The following is a 24,459-nucleotide window of genomic DNA, read 5'->3' on the forward strand; positions in this document are numbered from 1 at the left end:
CATGACCTTCACTCCTGTCCTGAAGCCAAATAGTGGAAAGCGTCCGTCTGCGTGAGATCGATCAGGAGCTGTTTCACGTTGTACCCGGAGGCCTTGAAGGCGGTCGTGACAGCCTCTTCGGTGCACTTGTCCTCTTTGCGCAGGGTGAGGCCGTAGGCGAACTCGCTCCAGCGCTTGGCGAAGCAGTCCTGCACCTCTTCCGACGCGGCGAGCTTCTGCACCAGCTCGATCGGCCCGCTCACGTCCCCCAGCGTCCCCGGGACCGTGCCGCTCGGGTCGATCACGACGTCGTTCTCGGTGGTGCGGTACAGCCCGACCGCGTCGTAGTTCTCGAACGCGAAGCCGACCGGATCCATGAACTGGTGGCACCCCGCGCACGCCTTGTCCTGGCTGTGCTGGCTGAAGCGGTCGCGCGCCGTCTTGCCGGAGTACGGATCCGGCGGCTTCACCTGCTCCAGGATGTCGCCGGTGGGGAGCGGGATCTGGATGCACATGAGCTTCTGCAGCACGAACGAGCCGCGGGTCACGGGGTTCGTCGTGTTCGAGTGCGTCGTCCCGGCCATCATGCCCGCCTGGGTGAGGATCCCGAGGCGCTGGGTCGTGTCGAGCTCTACCTTCTGGAACTCGTCGCCCGTCACGCCGGAGACGCCGTAGAACGCCGCGAGCTGCTCGTTCATGAACGAGTACGGGGCCGTCAAGATGGACGGCCATGTCCCGCCCCCCTCGAAGACCTCGTGCTCGATGAGCCGCTGTGTCTCCTCGCGCATCAGCGAGCCGATGGTGCGAGAGAAGGTCGGGAACGTCTCCGCGTTCCGCTCGAGGTCCGCGAGGCTGCTGATGGGGAGCAGGTTGTCGAAGAAGAACCGGATGGTGGGCCGGGACCGGGGATCCTCGAGCATGCGCTCGGCGTGCTTGCGCACGCCTTCCTTCGTCGAGAGCTCACCCGCCTGCGCGGCCGTCCGCAGCTGCTCGTCGGGCGTCGTGCCCCAGAGCATGTACGAGAGCCGCGTCGCCATCTCGTCGCCCGTGGGCCGGCGGAGCTCGGGGCGCTCCGGGTCGGGCATGCCGCGCTCGATGCGGTAGAGGAAGTCCGGCGATTGCAGCAGCGCCTCGATCACCGTCGCGACGCCGGTGGCGAACGTCGCGTCGGTCCTGCCGACTCGGTACAGCGCGAGGAGCTCGTCCGCCTCGCCGTCGGCGAGGGGCCTGCGGTACGCGACCGGGGCGAACCCCTCGATGATCGTGCGCGCGCACGCCTCCTCGTCCGCCGCCGCCACGTTGCGCGCGCAAGGGGCGAGCTTCGCGAGCGCCTCCGGGGTGGCGGTCGCGCGCTGGGCGACGCCCTCCGCGACGGTGCTCAGCTGCTCGGCAAGCAGGCTCGAGACCGACAGCGTGTCCGCGTCATTGCCGAAGCCGTTCCCGACATCCTCGCTGGGCAGCGAAAAGGCGGGGTTTGTCGTGTCGCCCAGGAGATCGCGGACGGTGTTGTTGTACTCGACGCGCGTGAGCCGCCGCAGCGGCGCTCGCCCGGGGTACACCGCGCCGTCCTTGCACGCGAGCGGGGCCCCGGTGGTGGGATCCGTGACGTCAGGCTCGTCGCCGGGCTCTGCGCCGGAACCGGAACCGGAACCGGAACCACCCACGTTTCCGATGCAGCCGCTGGCCAGGAGCAACGCGGCCAGGATCGCCGACCGAGAGCCTCGGAAAGGACGCGCCTGGTCATGATGGGAGGGCCTAGACATGAACATCCCTCTTCGCCCGCTGTGGGCACGCTGAAGGTAATTGTCGAACCGCTGGCTTCCCTGACGACATCGTCAGATTATCATGGTGCAGCCCTCAGAGGGGCACTCTGAACCTCGCGAGAAGCAGTCGGCAGCTATAACGAAGAAGTGCAATGAGACGGTGAACGCATCGCCTCTCGCGTGACTCAGTAAAATTCCCGGAGGGGCCTCATCCGTCAAACGGTGCCCCCGAGGAGGACGTCGTCGCGCTCTGCCGCCACGTAGCTCACGCCGTCCCCACGCTCGCCATTCGGCCGTTTCGCCGGATCTTCGAAACAACATCCCCCGTGGGCGCACCCAGGCTCACAGGACCTTCGCCGAATCAGCGAGGTGGATCGTGTTCTCTGGCGAGAGACACCCTTGGTGAAACGCTACCCATCCTCGATCCGCAATCGCGCCCGCAACGACCGAGCTAGCGGAATCGGTGCCGAGACCATCGATGGCAAAGCTCTCGGCGCACAAGACGACCCCTCCAAGGCGAAGCAGAAGGATGCGGCTCGGACCAAATGTGAACGATCACATGGCCCATGTCAACGCCAAACCGGACGGCCCGCGGGCTCCTCGGGCCGGGGGCGACACCTGGCTGGCGGGGCTCCGCCGGAGCGCCGCGTCAGAAGAAATGGGCGCCGAATCGGGCGCCGAATCCCGCCGCTTTTGCGCTCGCTGGACGTTTCCGCCCTGCTCGTGGCCAACGGCCCAGCGGCGCTCGGCGTGCTCCGCTCCCTCCTCCAGATGGCCGATGCTGGCCACCTGTTAGCGTTAACATCGCATCGAGCCAGCGCGCGCCCGTGCCGCTGGGGCGGTCATGTTGCGGCTCCAGTTGACACACGGCCGGCGCTCCAGATGATGTCCGCCGCGATCGCGGGCGCGCCGACGTGCCCGCGGCAGCCTCGGAGGAAGAGCTCCGGGAGGAGACAGAGGAATCCATGCGCACGCTTTGCATCGATATCGGCGGAACGGGGATCAAGGGCACCATCCTCGACGGGCAGGGGACTCCGATGGCGGATCCCATGCGCGTGCCGACGCCGCAGCCGGCCTCGCCGGACCCCATGCTCGACGTCATCGAGGAGATGGCCCGCGCGCTCGGGGAGTTCGATCGCGTCTCGATCGGCTTCCCCGGCGTGGTGATGGACAACGTGACCAAGACGGCGCCGCACCTCGACAACGAGAAGTGGAAGGGGTACCCGCTCGCCGAGGCGGTCGAGCGCCGCCTCGCGAAGCCCGTGCGCGTGGCCAACGACGCGGGCATCCAGGGACTCGCCGTCATCGAGGGCAGGGGGCTCGAGATGGTGCTCACCTTCGGCACGGGGCTCGGCTGCGCCCTGTACATCGACGGCCACTACGTGCCGAACCTCGAGCTCGGACACCACCCTTACGGAAAGCGGGACCTGAAGTACGAGGATCGCGTGTTCGACGCCGAGTGCAAGCGCATCGGCCCGAAGCGCTGGAACAAGCGCGTGCGCCAGATGATCGCGCAGCTCGAGCCGATCTTCAATTACCGCAAGCTCTACCTCGGCGGCGGCAACGCGCGCCTGCTCGACGTCTCGCGGCTGCCCGAGAACGTCGTCGTCGTCGACAACGTCGCCGGCCTGCTCGGCGGAATCAAGCTCTGGGCCTAGCGAAGCGCCCCCCGCGCCGCCGGCAGGCCCGGCCGCCTCGCCCCCGCGATGTGCCGGCCGGGGCGGGCGCTCGGCGAGCGAAGGCCGCGCCGGTCCCCGAGCGGGCGCGGGCCGCGCCGGTTCCCAAGCGGGCGCGGCCGGCGTACCCTGGTCGAATGAACTCGCCCGACGCACCGAAGCCCGACGCGACGCCTGCGGCCCCTCCAGCGGCGGACGCTGATCTCGACCCGTTTCGCCTTCAATCGCCGGAGACCTTCGCGAACCCGTACCCCGTGTACGCAAAGCTGCGCGAGCAAGCGCCGGTGTACTTCAGCGCGGCCTACAACGGCTGGCTCATCACCCGCTACGACCAGGTCGCCGCGGGCTTCCGCGACCCGCGCCTCTCGGCGAAGCGCTCCGGCGCCTTCGTGACGAAGCTGCCGGAGGAGGTGCGTCAGCGGCTCGAGCCGTTGCGCCGCAACCTGGCGTCGTGGGCCTTGCTGCTCGACCCGCCGGAGCACACGCGCATCCGCTCGCTCATCAACAAGGCGTTCGTGCCGCGGCTCGTCGAGGGGCTGCGCTCCCGGGTGGAGGCGCTGGTCAACGAGCTGCTCGACGCGGTCGCGCCCACGGGCCGCATCGACGTCCTCCGCGACCTCGGCGACGTCCTGCCGCTGCTCGTGATCGGCGAGGTGCTCGGCGTGCCCACGCAGGATCGGCACCGGCTGAAGGGCTGGTCGAACGCGCTCGGCGGGTTCCTCGGCTCGGGCCGGCCGACGCTGGAGATCGCGGGCGGGGCGCTGAGCGCCGTCGCCGAGATGGAGGACTATTTCCGCGGCGTGATCGCGGCCCGGCGGCAGAACCCCGGGAGCGACCTGCTCAGCCAGCTCCTCGTCGCGGAGGAGCAGGGGATGATCCTCGGCGAGCAGGAGCTGCTCTCGACGTGCTGCATGCTGCTCTTCGGCGGCCACGAGACCACGAAGAACCTGATCGGCAATGGCCTGCTCGCGCTGCTCCTGCACCCGGCCGAGCGCGACGCGCTCCGCGAGGCGCCCGCGCTGATCGGCCCGGCGGTGGAGGAGCTGCTGCGTTACGACTCTCCGGTCCAGTGGATGAGCCGCGTCGCCCTCGACGACATCGAGCTCGACGGCGTGCGCATCGCGAAGGGCGATCGCGCCTTCCTGGTGCTCGGCGCGGCGAACCGCGATCCCTCGCAGTTCCCCGAGCCCGACCGTCTCGACTTCCGCCGCACGGACATCCGTCACATCTCGTTCGGTCTCGGCGTGCATTACTGCGCCGGCGCCGCGCTGGCCCGGGTGGAGGCCCAGGCCGCGATCTCCACGTTCCTCCGCCGCTTCCCGGACGCCGCGCTCTCCTCCGCCCCGCTGACCTACCGCCAGAGCCCCGGCATCCGCAGCCTCACCGCCATGCCGGTCGAGCTTGGCGCGCAGAGCTCCGCCTCCTGACCTCAACGCGTCCTTCGACAGAGCCCATCGAGCCTCCCGCCGGCGGCCGTTGCCCTCTCGTTAGTTCCCCCGCATCCCTGGTGCCAGCTGTGCCGGCAGCGCCACGCTCGCCGCCTCCAGCCCCGCGACCGGATAAGCGCAGTAGTCCGCCGCGTAGTACGCGCTCGGCCGATGGTTCCCGCTGCTGCCGATCCCGCCGAACGGCGCCGCGCTCGACGCCCCCGTGAGCGGCTTGTTCCAGTTGACGATCCCCGCCCGCGCTTCCCGCCAGAACTTCTCGTAGAGCTCCCTGCGATCCGAGATCAGCCCCGCGGCGAGCCCGTAGCGCGTGCGGTTCGCCAGCGAGAGCGCCTCGTCGAAGCTCTCGTAGCGCTGCACCTGCAAGAGCGGCCCGAAATGCTCCTCGTCCGGCAGCTCCTCGATCGCGGTCACATCGATGATCCCGGGCGAGAGCAGCGCTGTCCCCTCCTCGAGCCGGCGCATCTCGAGCAGCGCCTCCCCGCCGAGCGAGATCAGCCGCGCCTGCGCCTCGAGCAGCCGATCCGCGGCCGCGAGCGAGATCACCGCGCCCATGAACGGCTGCTCCGCGTCGTCGTACCTGCCCACCTTGAGCCGCCCCGCCGCGTCGACAAGGCGCTCCACGAGCGCGTCGCCCTCCGGCGTCGTCGGCACGAGCAGCCGCCGCGCGCACGTGCACCGCTGGCCCGCCGAGATGAAGGACGATTGCAGGATATGGTGAATCGCCGCCTCGGTGTTGGCGACGTCCTCGACGATCAGCGGGTTGTTGCCCCCCATCTCCAGGGCGAGGATCTTCTCCGGCTGCCCCGCCAGCTGCCGGTGCAGCGCGCTGCCCGTCGCGGAGCTGCCCGTGAAGAAGAGGCCGTCGATGCCCGGGTGACCCGCGAGCGCGATCCCGGTGCTCTTCCCCCCCTGAACCAGGTTGAGCACCCCGGCCGGAACGCCCGCCTCCTGCCACAGCCGCACGGTCTCCTCCGCGACCTTCGGCGTGAGCTCCGACGGCTTGTAGACCACGCAGTTGCCCGCGATCAGGGCAGGCACGATGTGGCCGTTCGGCAGGTGGCCCGGGAAGTTGTAGGGCCCGAACACCGCGACCACCCCGTGCGGCCGGTGCCGCACCACCGCCGTCGCGTCGCCCGCCTCGGCCTGCCGCTCGCCCGTCCGCTCCCGGAAGGCCATGAGCGACACGTCGACCTTGCCGATCATCGTCTGGACCTCGGTGAGCGCCTCCCAGCGCGGCTTGCCGGTCTCGAGCCCGATCAGGTCGGCGAGCCGGGCCTTGTGCTCGCCCAGCAGCCCGGCGAACCGCTTCACCAGCGACACCCGCGCCTCCGCGCCGCCGTCGCGCCACGCCTTGAACGCGCCGCGCGCCGCCTGCACGGCGGCGTCCACCTGCCCCTCGGCCGCGGCGCGCCCCTCGAAGACGAGCGCCTGCGTCACGGGGTTCCGGCTCGCGAACGGCTCCCCCGTGCCGGACACCCAGCAGCCGTCGATGAAATGGGTCGACATGGTCACCTCTCCACGCGGAACGCCCCGCGAGCTCAGCAGTCCGTCCAGCCAGGCTGGCGAGCGTCCACCTTGCCCCGCCAGTGTGCACCGTACCAGCCGCCCGCGCAGCGAGCCCGCCCACCCCGGCGGGCGGGCGCGGGCAGATCGCCGGCGCCGCCGCCGATCCGCCCGCCCGCCCCGCCCAGGGCCGTGGCCGCCCGCCGCGCGCCGGATCCGCGCGCGTCCCGGGGGCGACCCCAACGGAGGGGGTGCCGGCCCGATGGACCCACAACCGATGGTATCCGCTCGCCCGATGAGAATCCCTGAAGGTGGTCCTTAATGCACGTTGCGCCACCGCGCCCCGACAGCGCATGTGGCGAGCTCGCGACATTCACAGGGATGCACCGTGGCGAACAGGTGTGCAGAGCGCGATCGAACCGTGAAATCACGCTCCGGGCGAACGCCGCCGGGGCGCGCCTCACGGCCCATGACACCAAGTCTTGACGGTCCCGTGGCTGGCGTGGAAATGTGGATATGTCAGTTTCCCGGCCGATGCATCACACGGTGGCTATATCAGACATCCATCTATGTGAGCTCGAGCCGACCGCCGGTCTCTGGATGCGCTATCGGCAGGCGCCGTACTCCCCGGACGGGGAGATCGCGGCGATGCTCGACGCCCTCCGAGGAGAGATCCGGAAGGGGACGGGCGGCTCCGGTGGGCTCGACACGCAGCGTGATGAGCTCACGCTGGTCCTGAACGGCGACATCTTCGACCTGGACGCGCCGCGCGTGATCGACAACGAGAGCGTGGTCCACGACCTGCCGCGCACCGCCGAGCACGCCGTGCCGGCGATGGAGGCCATCCTCCGTGACCACCCCGTGTTCGTCGCGGCCGTCGGCCGGGTCGTCGCGGACGGGCACACGGTGGTGTTCGTGGCGGGCAACCACGACATCCAGCTCACGCTCCCCGAGGTGCGCGACGCGGTGAGGCGGCGCGTCGTCGACGCCGCCGTGCACGCGCTCGCCGCCCGCGACGGCGCCCCCGCGGCGAGCGCCGCCATCGAGCGCCGCGCGGCGCTCGAGGCGCGGGTGGTCTTCCGCGCCTGGTTCCACCGCACGCGCGACGGCGTCGTCGTCGAGCACGGCAATCAGTACGATTCGTACTGCTCTTACCGCTACCCGATGGCGCCGTTCGGCCGCAAGCGGGGGGAGATCCAGCCGACCATGGGCTCGCTCGTGAGCCGCCTGCTCGTGTCGCGCATGGGGTACTTCAACCCGCACGTCGACTCGTCGTTCATGCTCTCCGGCTTCGGGTATCTCTCCCACTGGGCGCGGTACTACCTGTTCTCGGGCAGGTCGCTCGTCCTGGCGTTCGCCGTGGGCGCGCTGCGCACGATGCTCGAGCTCGTGCGCCGCCGCGACCCGTGCCGCCGCGCGCTCCGGCGCGCCGATCTGGCCGCCGCCGCCCGCGAGACGGGCGCGCCGTTCCCCGCGGTGGTGAAGCACGCGCGGCTGTTCGCGCGGCCCGCCGAGGACTGCCTCGGCCGGGTGGCCCGCGAGCTCTGGCTCGATCGGCTCGGCCTCGTGCTCGTCGGGCTCATCGCGGCGCTCGCGTGTCTGTGGTGGATGCCGGAAGGGCTCGCGCCGGCGGTCCTGCTCGCCCCGACGCTCCTCGTCGCCTACGAGTGCGCGGTCCCGAAGCCCACGCTCGACGCGGTCTGGCAGGGCGTGAACGGGGCGGCGCGGCGCGTGGCGCGGGCGCACCGCGCGAAGGCCGTGGTCTTCGGGCACACCCACAACCCGGAGGGCAGCTGGGAAGACGGGGTGTTCTTCGGGAACACCGGCTCCTGGTCGGCGGCGTTCGAGGACATCGCGTGCACGAAGCCGGTCTTCGAGGCGCGCCCGCTCGTCTGGCTGCGCTCCGAGGACGGCGCGGCCCCCGACGCGCCCCTGTCGGGCGGCCTCCTGATGTGGAAGGACGAGCGCTTCCAGCCCTGGAGGGCCGACGCTCGGCCCTCGGTGCCCCGGAAGGCCGAGGTCGCCAAGCGGCCGCGCCCGGCGCTGCGGCCCCAGGCGACCGCCGCGATGCGCGGCTGATTTCCTCCCATCTCCGACGCCAACGCACGCTGGCCCGCGCGCCCGGCGCCCTCCGGCGAGCTCGGCAGATCACGGCTGCTGAGACTGCCATCCTCGAGTCCGGACGAGCGTTCGTCCGGGCTCGAGCCCCGCTTCCCGTCGCGCACTTCCGTAGTAGATGTGCTGATGTGGAGATGACGAGCAACGCGACGCCAGCCCTCGACGCGGCCATCCCTCGCGCGGGCGACGCGCCCGGCGCGCGCTGCGCGGCGGGAAGGGACGCCGATGGCTGACGCCGACGTGGGCCTCGCTCGCCAGCACCAGCCCGCGGTCGAGCGGTCCCGGCTCCCATCGGTCTTGACCGCGACGGAACAGCACCTCGTCCTCTACGCGAACCCGGCGTTCTGCGGGCTCTCCGCCCTGCCGCTCGGCGAGCTCTCGGGGGTTCCCCTCACCGATCTGTTTCGGCAGGCAGAAGGCCTGGCGGGGCTGCTCGATCGCGTGATCCGGGACGGCGTCACCGACGTCGCGGCGGACATCGCGTTCGCGTCCTCCGGGGGGAGCGCGTTCCACGGCACCGCGATCGCGGCGCCGCTCCTCGACGAGCAGGCGCGCCCGCGGGGGCTGCTCGTGCAGATCCTCGACACCACCGAGCAGGCCGCGGCGCGCGTCCAGGAGGCCGAGCTCGAGCGGCGCCGCGAGCAGGTCCTGTCGCGCATCACCCACGACCTGCGGAGCCCGCTGACCGCGGCGATGTTCTACGCGGAGAGCCTCGAGCTGGCCCGGGCGGAGCACGACACGAAGCGGCTCGCCGGCCGGATCGTCCGCAGCCTGAGGCGCATGGACGAGATGATCCGCGTTCTCCGGGAGGTGCAGCGGCTCCAGGCCGGCCACAGGCTGCCGCTCTCGCTCGGCGCGTGCGATCTCGCCGCGATCGCCCGCGCGGTCGCCGACGACCTCTCGGCCTTCCACGACCAGCGCCTCGTCGTCCAGGGGGAGGCGTGCGTCCGGGGGGTCTGGGGCGCGGAGGAGCTGCGCCGCGCGATCGGGATCCTGGTGAGCAACGCGCTCCAGCACGGGGCGGAGGGAGCGCCGGTCGCGATCACGGTCGAGGCGGCGGCGGGGCTCGCCGTCGTGGCGGTGCACAACGAGGGCCCGGCGATCCCGCCCGACGACCAGGCGCGCGTGTTCGCGCCGTTCTTCCGGGCCGGCGCGTCCGAGGCGGTGCCGCGCGGGTGGGGGCTCGGCCTCGCGTTCCTGCGCGGGTGCGCCGAGGCGCACGGCGGAAGGGTGAGGCTGGAGAGCGACGCCGAGCGCGGGACCACGTTCGCCCTGGAGCTGCCCCTCGACGCGAGCCCGTACCAAGATCCGCAGGACCCGGGCTGACCAGGGGCCGCCGCCCGCCGCGCCGCGCGCGGAAATAAGGCCCCTGGCGAGCGGCGGAGGCGCCTTGGGAGGAGCGGTGTCGCGCGTGCGTCGGATTCGAGCCCTCGAGAGCGATTGACAACATGGCAGAAAGTCAGCGCGGCTGTCCGGCGTTGACTGCGGCGGACCGGGGGAGGCGCAGCGCCGTCGCCCGAGCGGTCTCCGGCGGGGCGCGCCGAGCTGCGCTCGTCAATCCAGGGTGGTCCAAGGCCGCTGGCCTCGGCCATCGAGAGGAGAATCATGATGGAGAGTGACCGTATCCGTCGCATCCGGCTCGTCGCTCTGATGTTCGTGCTCGCGACGTTCTCCGCGGCCGGCGCCGCCCGCGCCGAGGACGCCGGCGCGCGCGCGGGCGCCCCCGCGGAGCGCCGCTTCGGGGGGCGCGGGCAGGTCGCCTTCGACAACGTCGTCGGGGTGACCACCGAAGGCGGCCACCTCGGACCGAACATGGTCGCCGGGGGGCCTTCCGACACCGTCTGGGGAGCCACGGGGTACACGGGGCTCATCGGCTTTACGTTCTCGGACGACCGCAGCGCCGACGAGGACGGGTTCGCCGCCACCTCCCGCACGGTCTGGGTCTCGCCCTCGGTCGACGTGTTCGTGGCCGACGGGGTCTCCATCGGGGGCACGATCGGCTTCTCGTACGCCAGCTACGACGCCCGCCTGTCCGTGGCGGGCGGGGGGACGACCTCGATGGAGGCCGAGGCCTTCACGCTCTCCGTCGTGCCGCGCGTCGGGTACGTGTTCGCGCTGAACGAGCAGTTCTCGTTGTGGCCGCGCGCGGGGTTCGGGTACGCCGGCACCCGCGCCGACCCGGTCCGGTCGGCAGGCGACGCTTCCGTGATGAACGCGTGGATCGGCGTCGCCGACGTCGGGCTCGTCTACCAGCCTTGGGAGCACATCTATCTGCACATGGCCCCGGAGCTCGTGCTCCGGCTCACCCGCCTCGAGAGCTCACGAGGCGGGGCTCTCCAGAGCAGCGCCTCGCTCGAGCTCGGCTTCACCGGCGGGGTCGGCGTCGTGCTGGGCTCGTGAAGCGACGCCGGATCCGGGCCGCCGTGCGCCGACTGTCCCTCGCGGCTTGAGGCCTGCGCGCCTCGACGATAGGGTCGGCGCGGACCTCGGCCCGGAGCGCTTCCCGGGCGGGATCCGCGGAGTGACGGATCATGAGCCGCAGCGAGCGCGAGCAGATGGAGATGACGCTGCCAGCGTACGGCGCGGCGAGCCCGGACGAGTCGGGCGACGTGCCGCCGGCCGGCGCCGCGTCGGACGTCACGTTCCGGCTGCGCGTGTCCCCGGCCTCGCCGGCGCCCGAGCGGCCGCCCGTCCCCGTCGCGGCGCCCGAGCCCCTCTCCGCGGAGGAGCGCTACGAGGACCTCGGCTGCATCGGGCGCGGGGGCATGGGCGAGGTGCGCCGCGTGCGCGACCGGATCATGGGGCGCGTGCTCGCGATGAAGATCCAGTCGTCCGAGGCGCGCGACGCGACGCTCGATCGCGCCCGCTTCCTCGCCGAGGCGCGGCTGACCGCGGAGCTCCAGCACCCGGGGATCGTGCCCGTGCACGACTGCGGCGCGCTCGCCGATGGGCGGCTGTGGTTCACGATGAAGGAGGTGCGCGGGCGCACCCTGGGCGAGGTGCTCGACGAGCTGTACGCGGCCGGCGGCGGGAGCCTCTCGCCGGCGGCGCTGCGGCGGGCGGTCGACACGTTCCTCCGCGTCTGCGAGGCCGTGGCCTACGCGCACAGCCGCGGCGTGATGCACCGCGATCTCAAGCCGGCCAACGTGATGATCGGCGAGTTCGGCGAGGTCCTCGTGATGGACTGGGGCCTCGCGCGGCCCGCCGCGCCGCTGCGCGCGTCGCCCGGGGCCGCCGGCGCGGGGGACGCCCTCGAAGCGGCCCCGCTCACGCAACCCGGCGAGGTGCTGGGCACGCTCCTCTACATGGCCCCGGAGCAGGCGCGCGGCGAGGGCGATCGCCTCGGCGCGGCGAGCGACGTCTACGCGCTCGGCGTCGTGCTCTACGAGATCCTCGCCGGGCGCCACCCGTACGGCGGCCAGCTCGCCGCGGTCTGGAGCGCGCTCCTCACCGGCGGGCTCACGCCGGTCGAAGAGCGCGCCCCGCACGAGGTGCCCGCGGAGCTCGCGGCCATCTGCGCCCGCGCGATGGCGCTCGCTCCGGAGGCCCGCCACCCCGACGCGGGCGCGCTCGCCGCCGACGTCCGGAGCTGGCTCGACGGCGCGCGACGGCGCGAGCGCGCGCTCGCGATCGTGGACAAGGCGCGCGCGATCCAGCCGGAGATCGCGGCCATCCGGGCGCGCGCGCGGGCGCTGCGCGCCGAGGCGCGGGCCCTGCTCGACGGCCTGAGCTCGTTCGATCCCGCCGAGCTGAAGGCGCGCGGGTGGCGGCTCGAGGACGAGGCGGAGCACCTCGAGCGGGAGGCGTCGCTCGGCCAGGTCGAGTGGATGCAGCTGCTCCGCGCGGCGCTGAACGAGGCGCCGGATCTCCGCGAGGCGCACGAGGCGCTGGCCGACCACCACGCCGAGGAGCTCATCGAGGCCGAGCAGGCGCGGGACGCCCGGGGCGCGGCGCGCGCCGAGGCGCTCCTCCGGCAGCACGACCGCGGCCGCCACGCGGTGCTGCTCGCCGGCGACGGGGCGCTCTCGCTGTCGACCGAGCCGGAGGGGGCGGAGGCCTCGCTCTACCGCTATGTCGAGCGCGACCGCCGGCTCGTGCCCGAGCACGCGCGCGAGCTCGGCCCCACGCCGCTCCGCGGGGTGGCGCTCCCGCGCGGGAGCTACCTCCTCAAGCTGCGCGCGCCGGGGCACCACGAGGCCAGCTATCCCGTGCTCATCGAGCGCGGGCGGCCCTGGGACGGCGTCCGGCCCGGCGGGAGGGCGCCGCACCCGGTCCGCCTCCTCCGGCTCGGCGAGCTCGGCGACGACGACCTCTACGTGCCGCCCGGCTGGTTCGTCTCCGGCGGCGATCCCGACGCGGGCGACAGCCTCCCCCGGCGCCGGCTCTGGTGCGACGGCTTCATCGTCCGGAGGCACCCGGTCACCAACGCCGAGTACCTCGCCTTCCTCAACGCGCTCGTGGCGAGCGGGCGCGAGGCCGAGGCGCTCGAGTGCTGCCCGCGCCTCTCGCTGGGCCGCGCCGCCTCGGACGCGGGCCCGGACTCGCTCCGGTTCGAGCGGGGCGACGACGGCCGCTTCCGGCTCGGGCTCATCCCGACCGACGTCCAGGAGGAGCCGCGGATGCCGGTCGCCTTCGTCCACTGGCGGGCGGCGATGCGCTACGCCGCGTGGTACGCCGCCGAGACCGGCGCGCCGTGGCGCCTCCTGAACGAGCTCGAATGGGAGAAGGCCGCGCGGGGCGTCGACGGCCGCTGCATGCCCTGGGGGGATTTCCTGGAGCCGACCTGGGGGTGCATGCTTGGTAGCCACGAGGGCGTCGCCGGCCGCCGCCCGGTCGACGACTTCCCGCTGGACGAGAGCCCTCATGGCCTGCGCGGCGCGGCGGGCAACGTGCGGGACTGGTGCGTCAACGCGTGGAAGCGCGAGGGGACGCGCACCGACGAGGGGATCGTGCTGCTCGATCCGGCCGACGACGGCGACCCGGATTTCCGCGCGGCGCGGGGCGGCGCGTGGTCGACGTCGCCGAACCTCTGCCGCGCGGCCGGGCGCTTCGCGGGCAAGCCCGGGGATCGCTTCGGGGGGATCGGGTTCAGGCTGGCGCGCTCGGCGCCGCGGTGAGCGGCCCGCCGCCGCCCTGCGCAGGAGGCCTGTCCGGGCGCGCCGCCGCCGCGGCCGGGGCGCGGCGGGAGGCGCGCGCGCCGCTCACACGGATCTCATCTCGCCACGGTAGTAGTACCAGGTGCACTGAGCGTCGATGTCGTAAGGATCGGTCGACTGCTTTCTCTCCTCGCCCACGACCAGCAGCGTGAAGGTCAGCCTGCTCGGGGCCTTCTGGAAGATCAGGCCGCCCGTGGGCTGCCTCGTCTTGTACCAGACCACGTTGAGCAGCTCGCCGGCGCTCCCGAGCTCCAGGAGGAGGCCGATCCGGCGCGTGCTCGGCGCGTCCGGATCGGCGGCCCAATAGAACGCGCTGTTCGGAGAGGCCGGCTGGTGGACGCCCTGGACCCACTGCTGCGCCGACACCTCCTGAGCGGTCGCGAGGAGGCTGCCCCCGGCGAGCCAGTCATGGAACTCCTTCGGGTACCCGGCCGATCCCGAGCGGTTCGCGAACCCGATCGACTCCAGGATCATCGCGCTCGTCTTCAGGGTGCCGCGCCTCGACCAGTACTCGGTCATCGCCGTGTATCCGGGGGGAGGGTTCGACCCCGTCACGGCCACCTGGAGGAGCGGGGTCTCGGTCCTCGCCTCGATGAAGCGGAGCTTCGAGTCGATGGGGATCTGTGTTTCGTCCGGCTGCTCCGTCTCCTCCGGCTCCTTCGGCAAGAGGTCTCCCCTCTTGATATCCAGCTCGCCCGTGCCCGATCCAGTGCTCATGGTTCGATGATCTCCTCGTCTCGTGGGTGGAACGTCCGAATCCTATCCGCTTCGCTCGCCGGGCGCGCCCCCGGCGCGGCGGGCCCTCCCGGGCCCGCTCGCGCCGGGGGGGCCTCACAGGAGGCCCACGGTGATGGGCTGGAAGAAGACCTGGACGCCGGTCCTGGAGCCGGCCTCGTTGCCCTTGGTATCGCCGACGTAGTCGAGCAGGGACACGAGGCTTCCGGGCGAGAAGGCGTAGAGATCGCGGGCGTGGTCGGTGTCGGTGTACTCGTGCTCGAAGTACGTGGGGCTGAGGATCTCGGCGATGGTGCCGGGCGCGGTGTAGAGGTGGAACCAGCCGGTCCCCTCGGCGCGCGTCCAGTCGCTCTTGGTCTCGATGGCGTCGATGTGGACGGAGGCCCAGACCTCGTTGCCATTGAAGACGTGGAGCTCCACGTCGAGGTTGACGCGCGGCCCGTGGCCGCCGAAATCGGCGTCGCCGCCGACGTGCGGGGGGATGTAGAACGGCGTCTCCGAATGAAACGTGACCGACGAGGAGAGGGCGGCCACGGCGACGTCCACCTCGTCCTCCGCGGCCGTCGCATCCATCGGGGAGAGCCCCTCCTCCGCCGCGTCCTCTGCGGGCGCCGCGGCGCAACCAGCGAACGACACGACGGCCAGCGAAGCAAACAATGCACGCATCATGATGAAGCTCCTTGTTTAGGGTTGCCTGCGCGCCCCTCTGCCGGGACATCGGCTCCGTGCGCGGCGATTCGCTTCGGAGCATGAGCATGCGTCGTGCCACGGCGAGGACGCGGCGATCCGGGCCGCATCCGGGCCGCATCCGGGGAGCCCTCGCGCCCCGGCGCCGCAGATCGCGTCACCCCCGCTCGACTTGAGCAGGCCTCGCGCAAGCGGCGCCGGCGCGAGCCCCGCCCGGCGCCGCGCGCGCGCTCGACAGCCCCGGAGCGCGGACGTACCCTCCTCGCCCGATGCGGCCTGGCGACCTCGTGGCGGGGCGTTTCGTGCTCGAGGCCCAGGCGGGCACCGGCGGGATGGGAGAGGTCTACCGCGCCACGGATCTCCAGCGCGGGGCCGCCGTCGCCGTCAAGCTCCTGCGCGCCGCGAGCGGCGCCGACGCGCCGCGGTTCCTGCGCGAGGCGCGGCTGCTCGAGGGCCTCGAGCACCCCGGGATCGTGCGGCACGTGGCGCACGGCGCGCTCCCGTCGGGCGCCCTGTACCTGGCGATGGAGTGGCTCGAGGGCGAGGACCTCTCGCGCCGGCTCGGGCGCGGGCCGCTCGGCGTGGACGAGAGCGTGGAGATCGCGCGCCGCGTGGCGGACGCGCTCGGCGCGGCGCACGCCCGCGGGGTCGTCCACCGCGATCTCAAGCCGAGCAACGTGTTCCTGGTCGGGGAGGGCTCCCGCGACGTGCGGCTGCTCGACTTCGGCGTCGCCTGGGCCGGCGGGACGCGCATGACCCAGAGCGGCGTCGTGATCGGGACGCCCGCGTACATGGCGCCGGAGCAGGCGCGCGGCGGGGACGTGGTGGACGCGCGCGCGGACGTGTTCGCGCTCGGCTGCCTCCTCTTCGAGTGCCTGACCGGCGAGCCCGCGTTCGGCGGGGATCACTTCATGTCGATCCTGGCCAAGGTCCTCTTCGCCGATCCGCCGCGGTTGCGGGACGTGCGGGGCGACGTGCCCGAGCCGATCGCGGCGCTGTGCGCGCGGATGCTCTCGAAGCGACCGGACGCCCGGCCGCGGGACGGCCGGGAGGCCGCGGAGGCGCTCCTCGCGATCCAGCGCGGCGAGCACGCCCCCGCGAGCGCGCACGGCCCGGCGCCGTCCCGGCCCGGGGCGCTGACCGCGACGGAGCGCCGGTCCGTCGCGGTGCTCCTCATCGGCGCCATCGACGCGTCCGCCTTCGCGAACGTCGCGACCGAGATCGCGACCGTGCCGAGCCAGCTCGTCGAGGAGGCGTCGGCGTGGGGCGCGCGCGTCGAGCCGCTGCCGGGCGGGGCGGCGGTGCTGACCATGGCCGGGCAGGGCGCCGCGACGGACCTGGCGTGGCAGGCCGCGCGGGTGGCGCTCGCGCTGCGCCGGCAGACCCCCGACCGGCCCATGGCGCTCGCGCTCGGGTGGAGCGCCGCCGCGGGGCGGATGCGCCTCCTGCGCGACGCCATCGACCGCGCGGCGCGGCTCATTTCGGCGCGCGGCCCGGCCGGCCCTGGCGACGCGCGGCCGATCGCGATCGACGAGGGCCTCGTGGGGCTCATCGACGCGCGGTTCGACGTGCGCGAGCACGAGGAGCGCTTCTTCCTGGTCGGCGAGCGCTCGAGCGTCGGCGGCGGGCGGGCGCTGCTCGGCAAGCCGACCCCGTGCGTCGGGCGCGACGGCGAGCTCCGCATGCTCGAGGCGGCGTTCGCGGCGTGCGTCGACGAGCCGTCGGCGCGGGCGGTCCTCGTGATCGCGCCGCCCGGCGTGGGCAAGTCGCGCCTCGCGCAGGAGTTCCTGCGGCGGGCGGCCGAGCGCGCCCCGCGGGCGTCGATCTGGACCGGCCGCGGCGACCCGCTGCGGGCGGACGCGCCGTACGGGCTGCTCGTCGGGGCGATCGAGGGCGCGTGCGGCATCGCGGAGGGCGAGGCGCTCGCGGCGCGGCGGGACAAGGTGCTCGCGCAGGTCGCGCGGCGGGTGCCGGAGGCGGAGCGGCCCCGGACCGCGGAGTTCGTCGGGGAGCTCATCGGCGCGCCGTTCCCGGACGGCGAGAGCCCCTTGCTCCGGGCGGCGCGGCGCGACGCGCAGATCCTGGGCGAGCAGGTGCAGCGCGCCTTCGTCGCGCTCGTCCGGGCCGCGTGCGCGGAGGGGCCGGTCGTGCTGGTGCTCGAGGACCTGCACTGGGGCGACCCCGCGACCACGCGCCTCGTCGAGGCGGCGCTGCGGCAGCTCGCCGACGAGCCGCTGTTCGTCCTCGCGCTCGCGCGGCCGGAGATCACGGCGCTGTTCCCCCGGCTGTGGGCGGAGCGGAGCGTGCACGAGCTCCGGCTGAAGGACCTCGGCAAGAAGGCGTGCGAGCGGCTCGCGCGGCTCCTGCTCGGCGAGGGCGCGCCCCAGGAGACCCTCGACCGGATCGTGGCGCTCGCCGACGGCAACGGGTTCTACCTCGAGGAGCTCATCCGCGCGGCGGCGGAGGGCCGCGGCGAGGCGCTGCCCGACACCGTGGTGGCGATGGTGCAGTCGCGGCTCGACGGGCTGGGCCCCGAGGCGCGGCTGCTCCTCCGGGCGGCGAGCGTGTTCGGCGAGGCGTGCTGGGCCTCGGGCGTCGAGGCGCTCGTGGGGCGCCCGGTGAGCGACGGGCTCGCGCTCCTCGCCGGCGCGGAGCTGCTCGTGCGGCGGCCGGCGAGCCGGTTTCCCGGCGAGGAGGAGTTCGGGTTCCGGCACGCGCTCCTGCGGCAGGGTGCGTACGCCATGCTCGGCGACGAGGATCGCGCGCTCGGGCACCGGCTGGCCGGGCGCTGGCTGGAGGAGCGCGGCGAGGCGGACCCGCTCGTCCTCGCCGAGCACCTCGACAGGGGCGGCGAGCGCGCGCGGGCGTCGCGCTACTGGCTGCGCGCCGCCGAGATCGCCCACCGCGGCGGCGACGTCGATGCGGCGCTCGCGCGCGTCGACCGGGGGCTCGCGGGCGACGCGCCGGCCGACGTCGAGCTCGCGCTGCTCGGGCTGCGCTGCGAGCTCGCCATGTGGCGCCTCCCGAGGGCCGGCCTCGCGGCGCTCAGGCAGGCGGGCACGCGGGTGATGCGCGAGGCGGCGCCGGGCAGCCTGCCGTGGATGCAGGGCGCGTCGGCGACGGCGCTGCACGCGACCCTGCTCGGCATGGAGGGCGATCTCGAGGCGATCCTGAGCGCGATCGTGGCCGTGGAGCCGGCGGAGGACGCGATCGCGAGCGGGGCGTTCGCGCTGCTCGCGGGGCTGTACGGCGCGCTCCACGTCGGCGGCGTCGCGAAGCGGGGGCAGCTGGTCGAGCGGGCGCGCGCGATGCTCGAGCGCCACGGCGAGCGCGAGCCGTGGGCCGCCGCGCTCCTCCACACCGCGCTCATGTTCGACCATCTCCTCGCCCTGGAGGACCCGTGGGGCGCGCTCCAGCGCGTCCAGGCGGCGCTCGACGCGGCCCTCCGGGTCGACGACGCGCGCGGCGCCGGCGCGATCCGGATCCTGCTCGGGACGGTGCTGTGGACCCTGGGCGCGACGGCGCGCGCGGAGGAGGTGCTGGGCTGCGTGCCGGGGCCGGACGAGGAGTACGGGGCCTGGTCGTCGTACCGGCCCTTCGTCCGCGTCCGCGCCGCGCTCGAGCGGGGGGATGTCGACGGCGCGCGCCGCCAGGCCGAGGCGCTGATCGCGTCCGGGCGCGCGCGGTCCCATTCTCCGCACGAGGGGCGCGGCCGCTGGCTGCTCGCCGAGGTCCTCGGCCGCGCGGGGGAGCTCGAGCGCGCCGACCGCGAGCTCGGCGCCGCGCTCGGGCTGCTCTCGGGGGCGGACCGCATCGATCGCCCGGGCGCGATCGCGGCGCGCGCGGAGCTGCGCCTGCGGCAGGGCCGCGCCGCCGAGGCGCTCGCGGCGGTCGAGGGGGCGCTCGCGCGGGTCGAGGCGATGGGCGGCGCCTGCGGGCTCTTCGGGGGCGCCCGGCTCCGGCTCGCGCACGTCGCGTGCCTCGACGCGGTGGGGCGGCGCGGCGCGGCCGAGGCGGCGCTCGCCGCGGCGCGGGATCGCCTGCTCCGCATCGCCGGGACGATCCCGGATCCGGCCTACCGGGTGAGCTTCCTCGAGGCGGTCCCGGAGAACCGGACGACGCTCGCGCTCGCGCGGGAGCGGCTCGGCGACGCGCCCGAGCGCGGGTGACGGCGAGGGCGAACGGCGCAATCGCTGAACATCGCGACAGCGCTGCCCCGCGCGCGGGGAGCACCGCGCTCGCGCTGCAATTCTTCAATCAGAGGCGCATTGCCGGCGGAATTGCCGGCGGAAACGAGGTCCGATGCCACGGCGTCGGCGTGAAGGGCAAGAACTCTGCATTGCGAGCGAGCGACAAGGTGTGATATGAGACGCCCATGAAGGTTGGGGGAATTCTTTTCAATACCATTGCCGTGCTCGTCGCCTGCGGGTGCGCATCCTCGTCGCCGCTGTCTCCGTCGCTGCCGGACGGCGCGGACGGCGCGCGCGCGCCGGCGGACGGCGTACCGGCGGCGGGCGCGCCCGCGCCGGCGCAGAGCGACGCGGCGGCGCGCTCCGCGGGGCCCCGGGGCCGCGTCTACCCGGCAGAAGAGCTGCGCCGGGTGGCCCGCGTCGCGTCCGCGCGCTGCAAGAAGGCGAATGCGCCGTCGGATTCGGCGTGCCTGCTCACGGAGGCCACGCCGTTCCTGAAATACCGGCCCGAGGATCCGGATTGCCGTTATGTGTCGGGGACGGCGCTGTCGGTGGCCGAGTGCTCCGATTTCTCGGAGGGCTGCCAGAGCGTGGATCCCAAGGATCTCGACCACCAGCTCGCCGCCCTGGAGACCGCCGGCAAGGATTGCAACCGCGAGCCGACCGAGATCGAGCGGGCCGAGGTGCTGAAGCTCGCTGGCTCGCAGTGAGGCGTTGTCCGGCGGGATGAAGCGCCCCCTGGCGCGGCGCCTGCGCCATCGGACGCGGGCCCTCGCCGGCGGGCCGCGCCGGCCGCGTCAGCCCTTGGCCTTGCCCTTGCGCGGCCGCGGGATGCCGTAGGCGCTCAGCCGGGCGACGAAGGTGCGGCGGGGCATGCCGAGGAGCGCCGCGGCCTGCGTCTGGTTGCCGGCGCACTGCTCGAGCGCGTCGACGATGCGGCGCCGCTCGATCGCGTCGAGCTCGCCGCGCAGGCCGCCCGCGGCCTCGGCCGATCGGGGAGGGCCCGGGGGAAGGGGGCTTGGGGGGCGGGGACCGGCGGGGAGGGGACCGGCGAGCGCGGCGACCTCGGCGGGGTGCGCCTCGACGGACGTCGGGGTGCGCGTATCGACGAGCGGCGGCGGCGCGGAGGCGTCGAGCAGGAGGTGCTCCGGCAGGAGCGTGTCCCCGCCGGCGAGCACGACCGCGCGCTCGATGACGTTGCGCAGCTCGCGGATGTTGCCGGGCCACGGGTGCGCCTCCAGCGCGGCGAGCGTCTCGGGGGCGAACGCCGGCGCCCGGCGTCCGAGCGCGCTGGCGGTCCGCTCGGCCATCGCGCGCGCGAGCGGCGCGATCTCGGAGGCGCGCGCGCGGAGCGGCGGGATCGTCAGCGCGATGCCATTGAGCCGGAAGAAGAGATCTTCGCGGAAGGCGCCGCGCTTCACCTCGGCGGCCAGGTCGCGGTTCGTGGCCGAGATGAAGCGGACGTCGATGGGCCGCGGGCTCAGCCCCCCGACGCGCATCACCTTCCGGTCCTCGAGCACGCGCAGCAGCTTCACCTGGATGCCGGAAGGGAGCTCGCCGACCTCGTCGAGCATCACGGTGCCCTTCTCGGCGGTCTCGAGCAGCCCGGGCTTCGCCTGGCCGGCGCTCGTGAAGGCGCCTTTCTCGTGGCCGAAGAGCTCGCTCTCGAGGAGCGACTCGGCGAGCGCCGCGCAGTTGAGGCGCAGGAACGGCCCGTGCGCGCGCGGCGATCGCCGGTGGATGTGCTCGGCGAGCACCTCCTTGCCGGCGCCGGTCTCGCCGAGCAGGAGCACGCTGAGGGGCGACGCGGCCACGCGCTCGGCGAGCGCGTAGAGCCGCTGCATGGCCGGGTCGCGGACGATGGGCTCGCCGGGCGCGTGGCCGGCGGCGGCGCTCGCGGCGCCCTCGCGCGGCAGGATCACGATCAGGGTCGAGCCCAGGTTGACCGCGTCCCCGACCGCGAGCTCCGTCGTCTTGCCTGGCTCGAGCTGGAGCTCGAGCAGCTTGGTCGTCGGCCCGGCGCTGCGCTCGCGCCGGAGGCGGGTCCCGTTTGCGCTGCCGAGGTCCTCGATCGCGAGCCGGGCGCCGAGGTGGATGATCGCGTGGCGGCGCGAGACGGAGCTCTCGTCGATCTGGACGTCGTTCTCCTTCGATCGGCCGAGCGACACCCGGCCCTCGGCCGGCAGCGGGTGCCGGGTCACGCGGCCCCCGGCGAACACCGCGAGCTCCAGGGCATGCTGCGCGTCGATCTGCGCATCCTTCCGGGGGGACATCGCGCCGGCCACGTCTCTCTCCTTGCTCACTTCCGCTCGTTCTACCGCGCCGCGCCGCCCGCGGGGCGAGCCGAAGCGCCTCGCGGCCGCCCTCGGCCAGGGCCGCGAGCCCGCGGGCGTCGCCTTGGGGCGCGACCGGAGGCGGCCACGGCGCCGGAAGAGCGCGGCACCTCGCGCGCGGCCGCGGCGACGACGGGCAGGACGAGGGGCAGCGACGGGCGTGCGCGCATCGGACGCCAGGATAGCCGAACCCAGCGCGCCTCGCTGGCCCTGGGAGCCGGAGGAGGCGCGCTGGCGGGACGCGCGCCGGCGGGGGTGGTACCTGTCATTACATGAGATAGGGTTGCGGAACCGCAGCCGGTGTGCGAGGCCGGCTACGGCATGATGGCTCCGAAGGGGGCACGCGCTTGCCTCGTGTTTCGCCTTGAGTGTGATGACAATGCGAACGCCGATGCATGGACCGAAGCCGCGGGCGCCCCGCGGCGCACGCTCCGCAACAGGTCACCGCCGCGGCCGGCGCTGGCAGGCCGCCTTGCCGTTTTTTCTCGGGGTCGTGGCCACCGGCTCGGCGTGCGTCAGCTCGATCCGCGCCGGGGGGGCGGGGATCGAACGCGAGGAACCGCGCAGCTCACCGCGTGCCTCGAACGCCGTCGCTCCGGCTGAAGACGCCGGCGCTCCGGCCGAAGACGCCGTCGCTCCGGCTGAAGACGCCGGCGCTCCGAATCAAGAGCCCCATCCACGGCCGCCGAGCACCGAACCTCCGTCCGCGGAGAGCCCAGCCGCGCCGGCTGCCGGCGTCCAGCGGGCGGCCGCGCCGCGCTGTGATGCGCTCTCGCCCTGTGGCGAGTATGGCATGTGCCCCGTAAGGAGCGATTGCTTCAACCTCAAGCGCTGCGGAGGCACGGTGTGCACCACGATGGAGGTGGCTTGCGCCATCGAGTGCCGAGGTCGGGGGTGCTTGCTGCTCAAGAGCGAGCCCCCTCAGATACGTTGCGCGCCGTGAGGGACGATCGCCCGGGGAGCGCCTCTCGAGCCCGCGTTGCTTCGCGCCACACGATCCGTGGTAGCGTTGCGCCATGAGCTCTCACCAACGCGATTACGTGGCGATCAACCTCGCGAACTGGAACAGCCGCGTGCCGCACCACGAGCAAGGCTACGAGCTCCACCGGTTCCGCGAAGATCCGCGGCAACTCTCGGGCGTTGTCGAGTTCGATCGCGAGCGGCTCGGCGACGTGCGCGGCCTCGACGTCGTCCATTTGCAGTGCCACATCGGCACGGACACGCTGTCGCTCGCCCGGCTGGGGGCGCGCGCGACTGGGCTCGATTTCTCCGAGCCGGCGCTGGCGGTGGCGAGGCGGCTCGCCGCGGAGTGCGGCGCCGAGATCGCCTATGTGTGCAGCACCGTCTACGACGCGGTGGCGGCGCTGGGCGCCGAGCGCTTCGACGTCGTGTACACGGGCGTCGGCGCGCTGTGCTGGCTGGACGACATCCAGCGCTGGGCCGCCACGGTCGCGGCGCTGCTGAAGCCCGGCGGCCGCCTGTTCCTGCGCGAGGGCCATCCGATGCTGTGGGCGCTCGCCGATCCGCGCCCGGACGGCCTCCTCGTCGTCGAGTATCCCTACTTCAAGGTCGAGGGCGGGACGCTGTTCCACGAGAAGCAGACCTACGTGTCCCACGAGGGGGAGCTCGCCGCGCCGGACAGCATCAGCTTCAACCACGGCCTCGGCGAGATCGTCACCGCGCTCTTCGCGGCGAACCTGCGGTTGACCGCGCTCACCGAGCACGATTCCGTCCCCTGGAACCCGCTCGGAGACGGCATGGTGCAAGACGAGCGCGGCGAATGGCGGCTCCGCGAAAGGCCGGAGCGGCTGGCCGCGAGCTACACCTTGCAGGCCGTGAAGGGCTGAGCCAGCGCTCGAGCCAGCGAAGCGCGCCGGCGCTGCGCGCTCGCCGCCAGGCACCCGGCGAGGGCCGCGCCGAGAGCGGCCCCGGTGCGCGCCACAAGCGGCTCTGGTGATCTCGGACACACGCCCGTGCGCCCGGCGCCGGGCGCCGACCGGGACCACCAGGGCGAAGGCGCCATGTCGTTGTGCCGTATCGGCTCAATTCGCGCCGCCTTCACGCACCTCGTCCGCCGGCCGACAGCGTCCTTCGCCGCGGATCCCCGCGTGGCACATCCGCTGCTCAGCGAGCCGGCATGGCCATCGACGCTCCGGCAACCATCGCTCCCGGGCTGCGCGAACACAGCCTCGAACCCGTGTGTGGGGCCCCTGCGCGAAAGCTCCGCCGCGAGATCACCTCCTTCATCGCCCTCGCCGCGGCGCTCCTCCTCATGGCGCGGGTGGTCCAGCGAACGGTGACCCCCGGGCTGCCCCCCGCCCAGCACATGGCCTATTCCTGGGGGCTTCTGCTCGCCCTCCTCGTCCCGGTCGCGTGGTACGTGCGCCGTCAGTCGCTGCCGCTCTCGCGGATGGGCGTGACCACGGCCGGCCTGCGCAGCAGCCTGGCGGAGTCGCTGGCCGTCGCGCTCGCCCTCGCGGCCGCCTGCTTCGCGCTGCGGCTCGGCGCGTGGACGCGCGGCGAGCCCCTCGTCACCTGGGGATCGATCGCCGATTACGACGCGACCTCGCGGGCGCTCTTCTTCGCCCTCTACGCGCCCCACTGCCTGCTCCAGGAGTTCGTGGCGCGCGGCGTGATCCAGACCTCCCTGGAGCGCTTCCTGCCCCGGTCCGGCCGGGCCGTCCCGCTCGCGCTCACCTCGGCGTTCTTCGGCGTCTACCACCTTCATGTCTCGCTTGGATTCGCTTTCCTCACGTTCGCCATCGGCATGCTCTTCGGCGCGCTCTACGCGCGGCACCGCACCCTCGCCGGGGTGACCCTCGCGCACGCCGCCCTCGGCCTCGCGAGCGTCGCCGTCGGCCTGAACTGAAC

Annotated in this window: 15 protein-coding genes; 10 read left to right on the forward strand and 5 right to left on the reverse strand. The window is 73.5% G+C overall.

Going from position 1 to position 24,459, the window contains the following annotated elements; genetic code table 11:
- Positions 1-8: 8 nt before the first annotated feature.
- On the reverse strand, positions 9-1,643 hold the full coding sequence (locus WMF26_RS04570) for a DUF1592 domain-containing protein (RefSeq protein WP_437999278.1): 1,635 nt from the start codon (positions 1,641-1,643) through the stop codon (positions 9-11).
- 1,064 nt (positions 1,644-2,707) lie between these two features.
- On the opposite strand from WMF26_RS04570, the gene WMF26_RS04575 reads away from it, so the two are divergent.
- The gene (locus WMF26_RS04575) at positions 2,708-3,400 is read left to right on the forward strand and encodes an ROK family protein (protein WP_437335976.1); all 693 of its coding nucleotides are present in this window, start codon (positions 2,708-2,710) and stop codon (positions 3,398-3,400) included.
- A 155-nt stretch (positions 3,401-3,555) separates the two neighbouring features.
- Positions 3,556-4,845: a cytochrome P450 gene (locus WMF26_RS04580; protein ID WP_437999279.1), complete on the forward strand. Its 1,290-nt coding sequence runs from the start codon at positions 3,556-3,558 to the stop codon at positions 4,843-4,845.
- 60 nt (positions 4,846-4,905) lie between these two features.
- On the opposite strand, the gene astD is transcribed toward WMF26_RS04580, so the two are convergent.
- Positions 4,906-6,372, reverse strand: coding sequence for a succinylglutamate-semialdehyde dehydrogenase (gene astD, locus WMF26_RS04585; protein ID WP_437999280.1), 1,467 nt, complete (start codon positions 6,370-6,372; stop codon positions 4,906-4,908).
- Positions 6,373-6,915: 543 nt separating this feature from the next.
- On the opposite strand from astD, the gene WMF26_RS04590 reads away from it, so the two are divergent.
- The 4 genes from WMF26_RS04590 to WMF26_RS04605 all read left to right on the forward strand — a co-directional run bounded on the left by WMF26_RS04590 (position 6,916) and on the right by WMF26_RS04605 (position 13,604).
- The gene (locus WMF26_RS04590; RefSeq protein WP_437999281.1) at positions 6,916-8,448 is read left to right on the forward strand and encodes a hypothetical protein; all 1,533 of its coding nucleotides are present in this window, start codon (positions 6,916-6,918) and stop codon (positions 8,446-8,448) included.
- 264 nt (positions 8,449-8,712) lie between these two features.
- A complete protein-coding gene (locus WMF26_RS04595) occupies positions 8,713-9,813 on the forward strand; it encodes a PAS domain-containing sensor histidine kinase (protein WP_437999282.1) in 1,101 nt (366 codons plus the stop codon).
- A gap of 279 nt (positions 9,814-10,092) precedes the next feature.
- Positions 10,093-10,887, forward strand: coding sequence for a hypothetical protein (locus WMF26_RS04600; RefSeq protein ID WP_437999283.1), 795 nt, complete (start codon positions 10,093-10,095; stop codon positions 10,885-10,887).
- Positions 10,888-11,018: 131 nt separating this feature from the next.
- Positions 11,019-13,604 (forward strand): bifunctional serine/threonine-protein kinase/formylglycine-generating enzyme family protein, encoded by a 2,586-nt coding sequence (locus WMF26_RS04605; RefSeq protein WP_437999284.1) that lies wholly within the window; start codon positions 11,019-11,021, stop codon positions 13,602-13,604.
- A gap of 84 nt (positions 13,605-13,688) precedes the next feature.
- Here the strand turns inward: WMF26_RS04605 and WMF26_RS04610 are convergent, their stop codons facing one another.
- Entirely contained in the window at positions 13,689-14,360 is a 672-nt protein-coding gene (locus WMF26_RS04610) for a hypothetical protein (protein ID WP_437999285.1), read from the reverse strand.
- A 114-nt stretch (positions 14,361-14,474) separates the two neighbouring features.
- Positions 14,475-15,047, reverse strand: a complete 573-nt coding sequence (locus tag WMF26_RS04615; protein WP_437999286.1) for a hypothetical protein — start codon at positions 15,045-15,047, stop codon at positions 14,475-14,477.
- A 287-nt stretch (positions 15,048-15,334) separates the two neighbouring features.
- On the opposite strand from WMF26_RS04615, the gene WMF26_RS04620 reads away from it, so the two are divergent.
- Complete coding sequence (locus tag WMF26_RS04620) at positions 15,335-19,234, forward strand: protein kinase domain-containing protein (RefSeq protein ID WP_437999287.1); 3,900 nt, start codon at positions 15,335-15,337, stop codon at positions 19,232-19,234.
- 206 nt (positions 19,235-19,440) lie between these two features.
- Entirely contained in the window at positions 19,441-19,965 is a 525-nt protein-coding gene (locus WMF26_RS04625; RefSeq protein WP_437999288.1) for a hypothetical protein, read from the forward strand.
- 87 nt (positions 19,966-20,052) lie between these two features.
- Here the strand turns inward: WMF26_RS04625 and WMF26_RS04630 are convergent, their stop codons facing one another.
- On the reverse strand, positions 20,053-21,558 hold the full coding sequence (locus tag WMF26_RS04630; RefSeq protein WP_437999289.1) for a sigma 54-interacting transcriptional regulator: 1,506 nt from the start codon (positions 21,556-21,558) through the stop codon (positions 20,053-20,055).
- Between the two features lie 1,046 nt (positions 21,559-22,604).
- On the opposite strand from WMF26_RS04630, the gene WMF26_RS04635 reads away from it, so the two are divergent.
- Positions 22,605-23,435, forward strand: a complete 831-nt coding sequence (locus tag WMF26_RS04635; RefSeq protein WP_437999290.1) for a class I SAM-dependent methyltransferase — start codon at positions 22,605-22,607, stop codon at positions 23,433-23,435.
- Between the two features lie 350 nt (positions 23,436-23,785).
- Positions 23,786-24,457 carry a CPBP family intramembrane glutamic endopeptidase gene (locus tag WMF26_RS04640; protein ID WP_187345862.1) on the forward strand — a complete coding sequence of 224 codons (672 nt, stop codon included), beginning with the start codon at positions 23,786-23,788 and terminating at the stop codon, positions 24,455-24,457.
- The last annotated feature ends 2 nt before the right edge of the window (positions 24,458-24,459 follow it).

Origin of the sequence: Sorangium sp. So ce185, from assembly GCF_051526825.1 — a bacterium.
Classification (GTDB): domain Bacteria; phylum Myxococcota_A; class Polyangia; order Polyangiales; family Polyangiaceae; genus Sorangium; species Sorangium cellulosum_D.

Bases quoted from the DNA above. Each gene is read 5' to 3' on its own strand.
- WMF26_RS04580 (WP_437999279.1), top strand. From the start codon at position 3,556: ATGAACTCGCCCGACGCACCGAAGCCCGACGCGACGCCTGCGGCCCCT.
- WMF26_RS04625 (WP_437999288.1), top strand. From the start codon at position 19,441: ATGAAGGTTGGGGGAATTCTTTTCAATACCATTGCCGTGCTCGTCGCC.
- WMF26_RS04575 (WP_437335976.1), top strand. From the start codon at position 2,708: ATGCGCACGCTTTGCATCGATATCGGCGGAACGGGGATCAAGGGCACC.
- WMF26_RS04600 (WP_437999283.1), top strand. From the start codon at position 10,093: ATGATGGAGAGTGACCGTATCCGTCGCATCCGGCTCGTCGCTCTGATG.
- WMF26_RS04620 (WP_437999287.1), top strand. From the start codon at position 15,335: ATGCGGCCTGGCGACCTCGTGGCGGGGCGTTTCGTGCTCGAGGCCCAG.
- WMF26_RS04635 (WP_437999290.1), top strand. From the start codon at position 22,605: ATGAGCTCTCACCAACGCGATTACGTGGCGATCAACCTCGCGAACTGG.
- WMF26_RS04595 (WP_437999282.1), top strand. From the start codon at position 8,713: ATGGCTGACGCCGACGTGGGCCTCGCTCGCCAGCACCAGCCCGCGGTC.
- WMF26_RS04605 (WP_437999284.1), top strand. From the start codon at position 11,019: ATGAGCCGCAGCGAGCGCGAGCAGATGGAGATGACGCTGCCAGCGTAC.
- WMF26_RS04610 (WP_437999285.1), bottom strand. From the start codon at position 14,360: ATGAGCACTGGATCGGGCACGGGCGAGCTGGATATCAAGAGGGGAGAC.
- WMF26_RS04615 (WP_437999286.1), bottom strand. From the start codon at position 15,047: ATGATGCGTGCATTGTTTGCTTCGCTGGCCGTCGTGTCGTTCGCTGGT.
- astD (WP_437999280.1), bottom strand. From the start codon at position 6,372: ATGTCGACCCATTTCATCGACGGCTGCTGGGTGTCCGGCACGGGGGAG.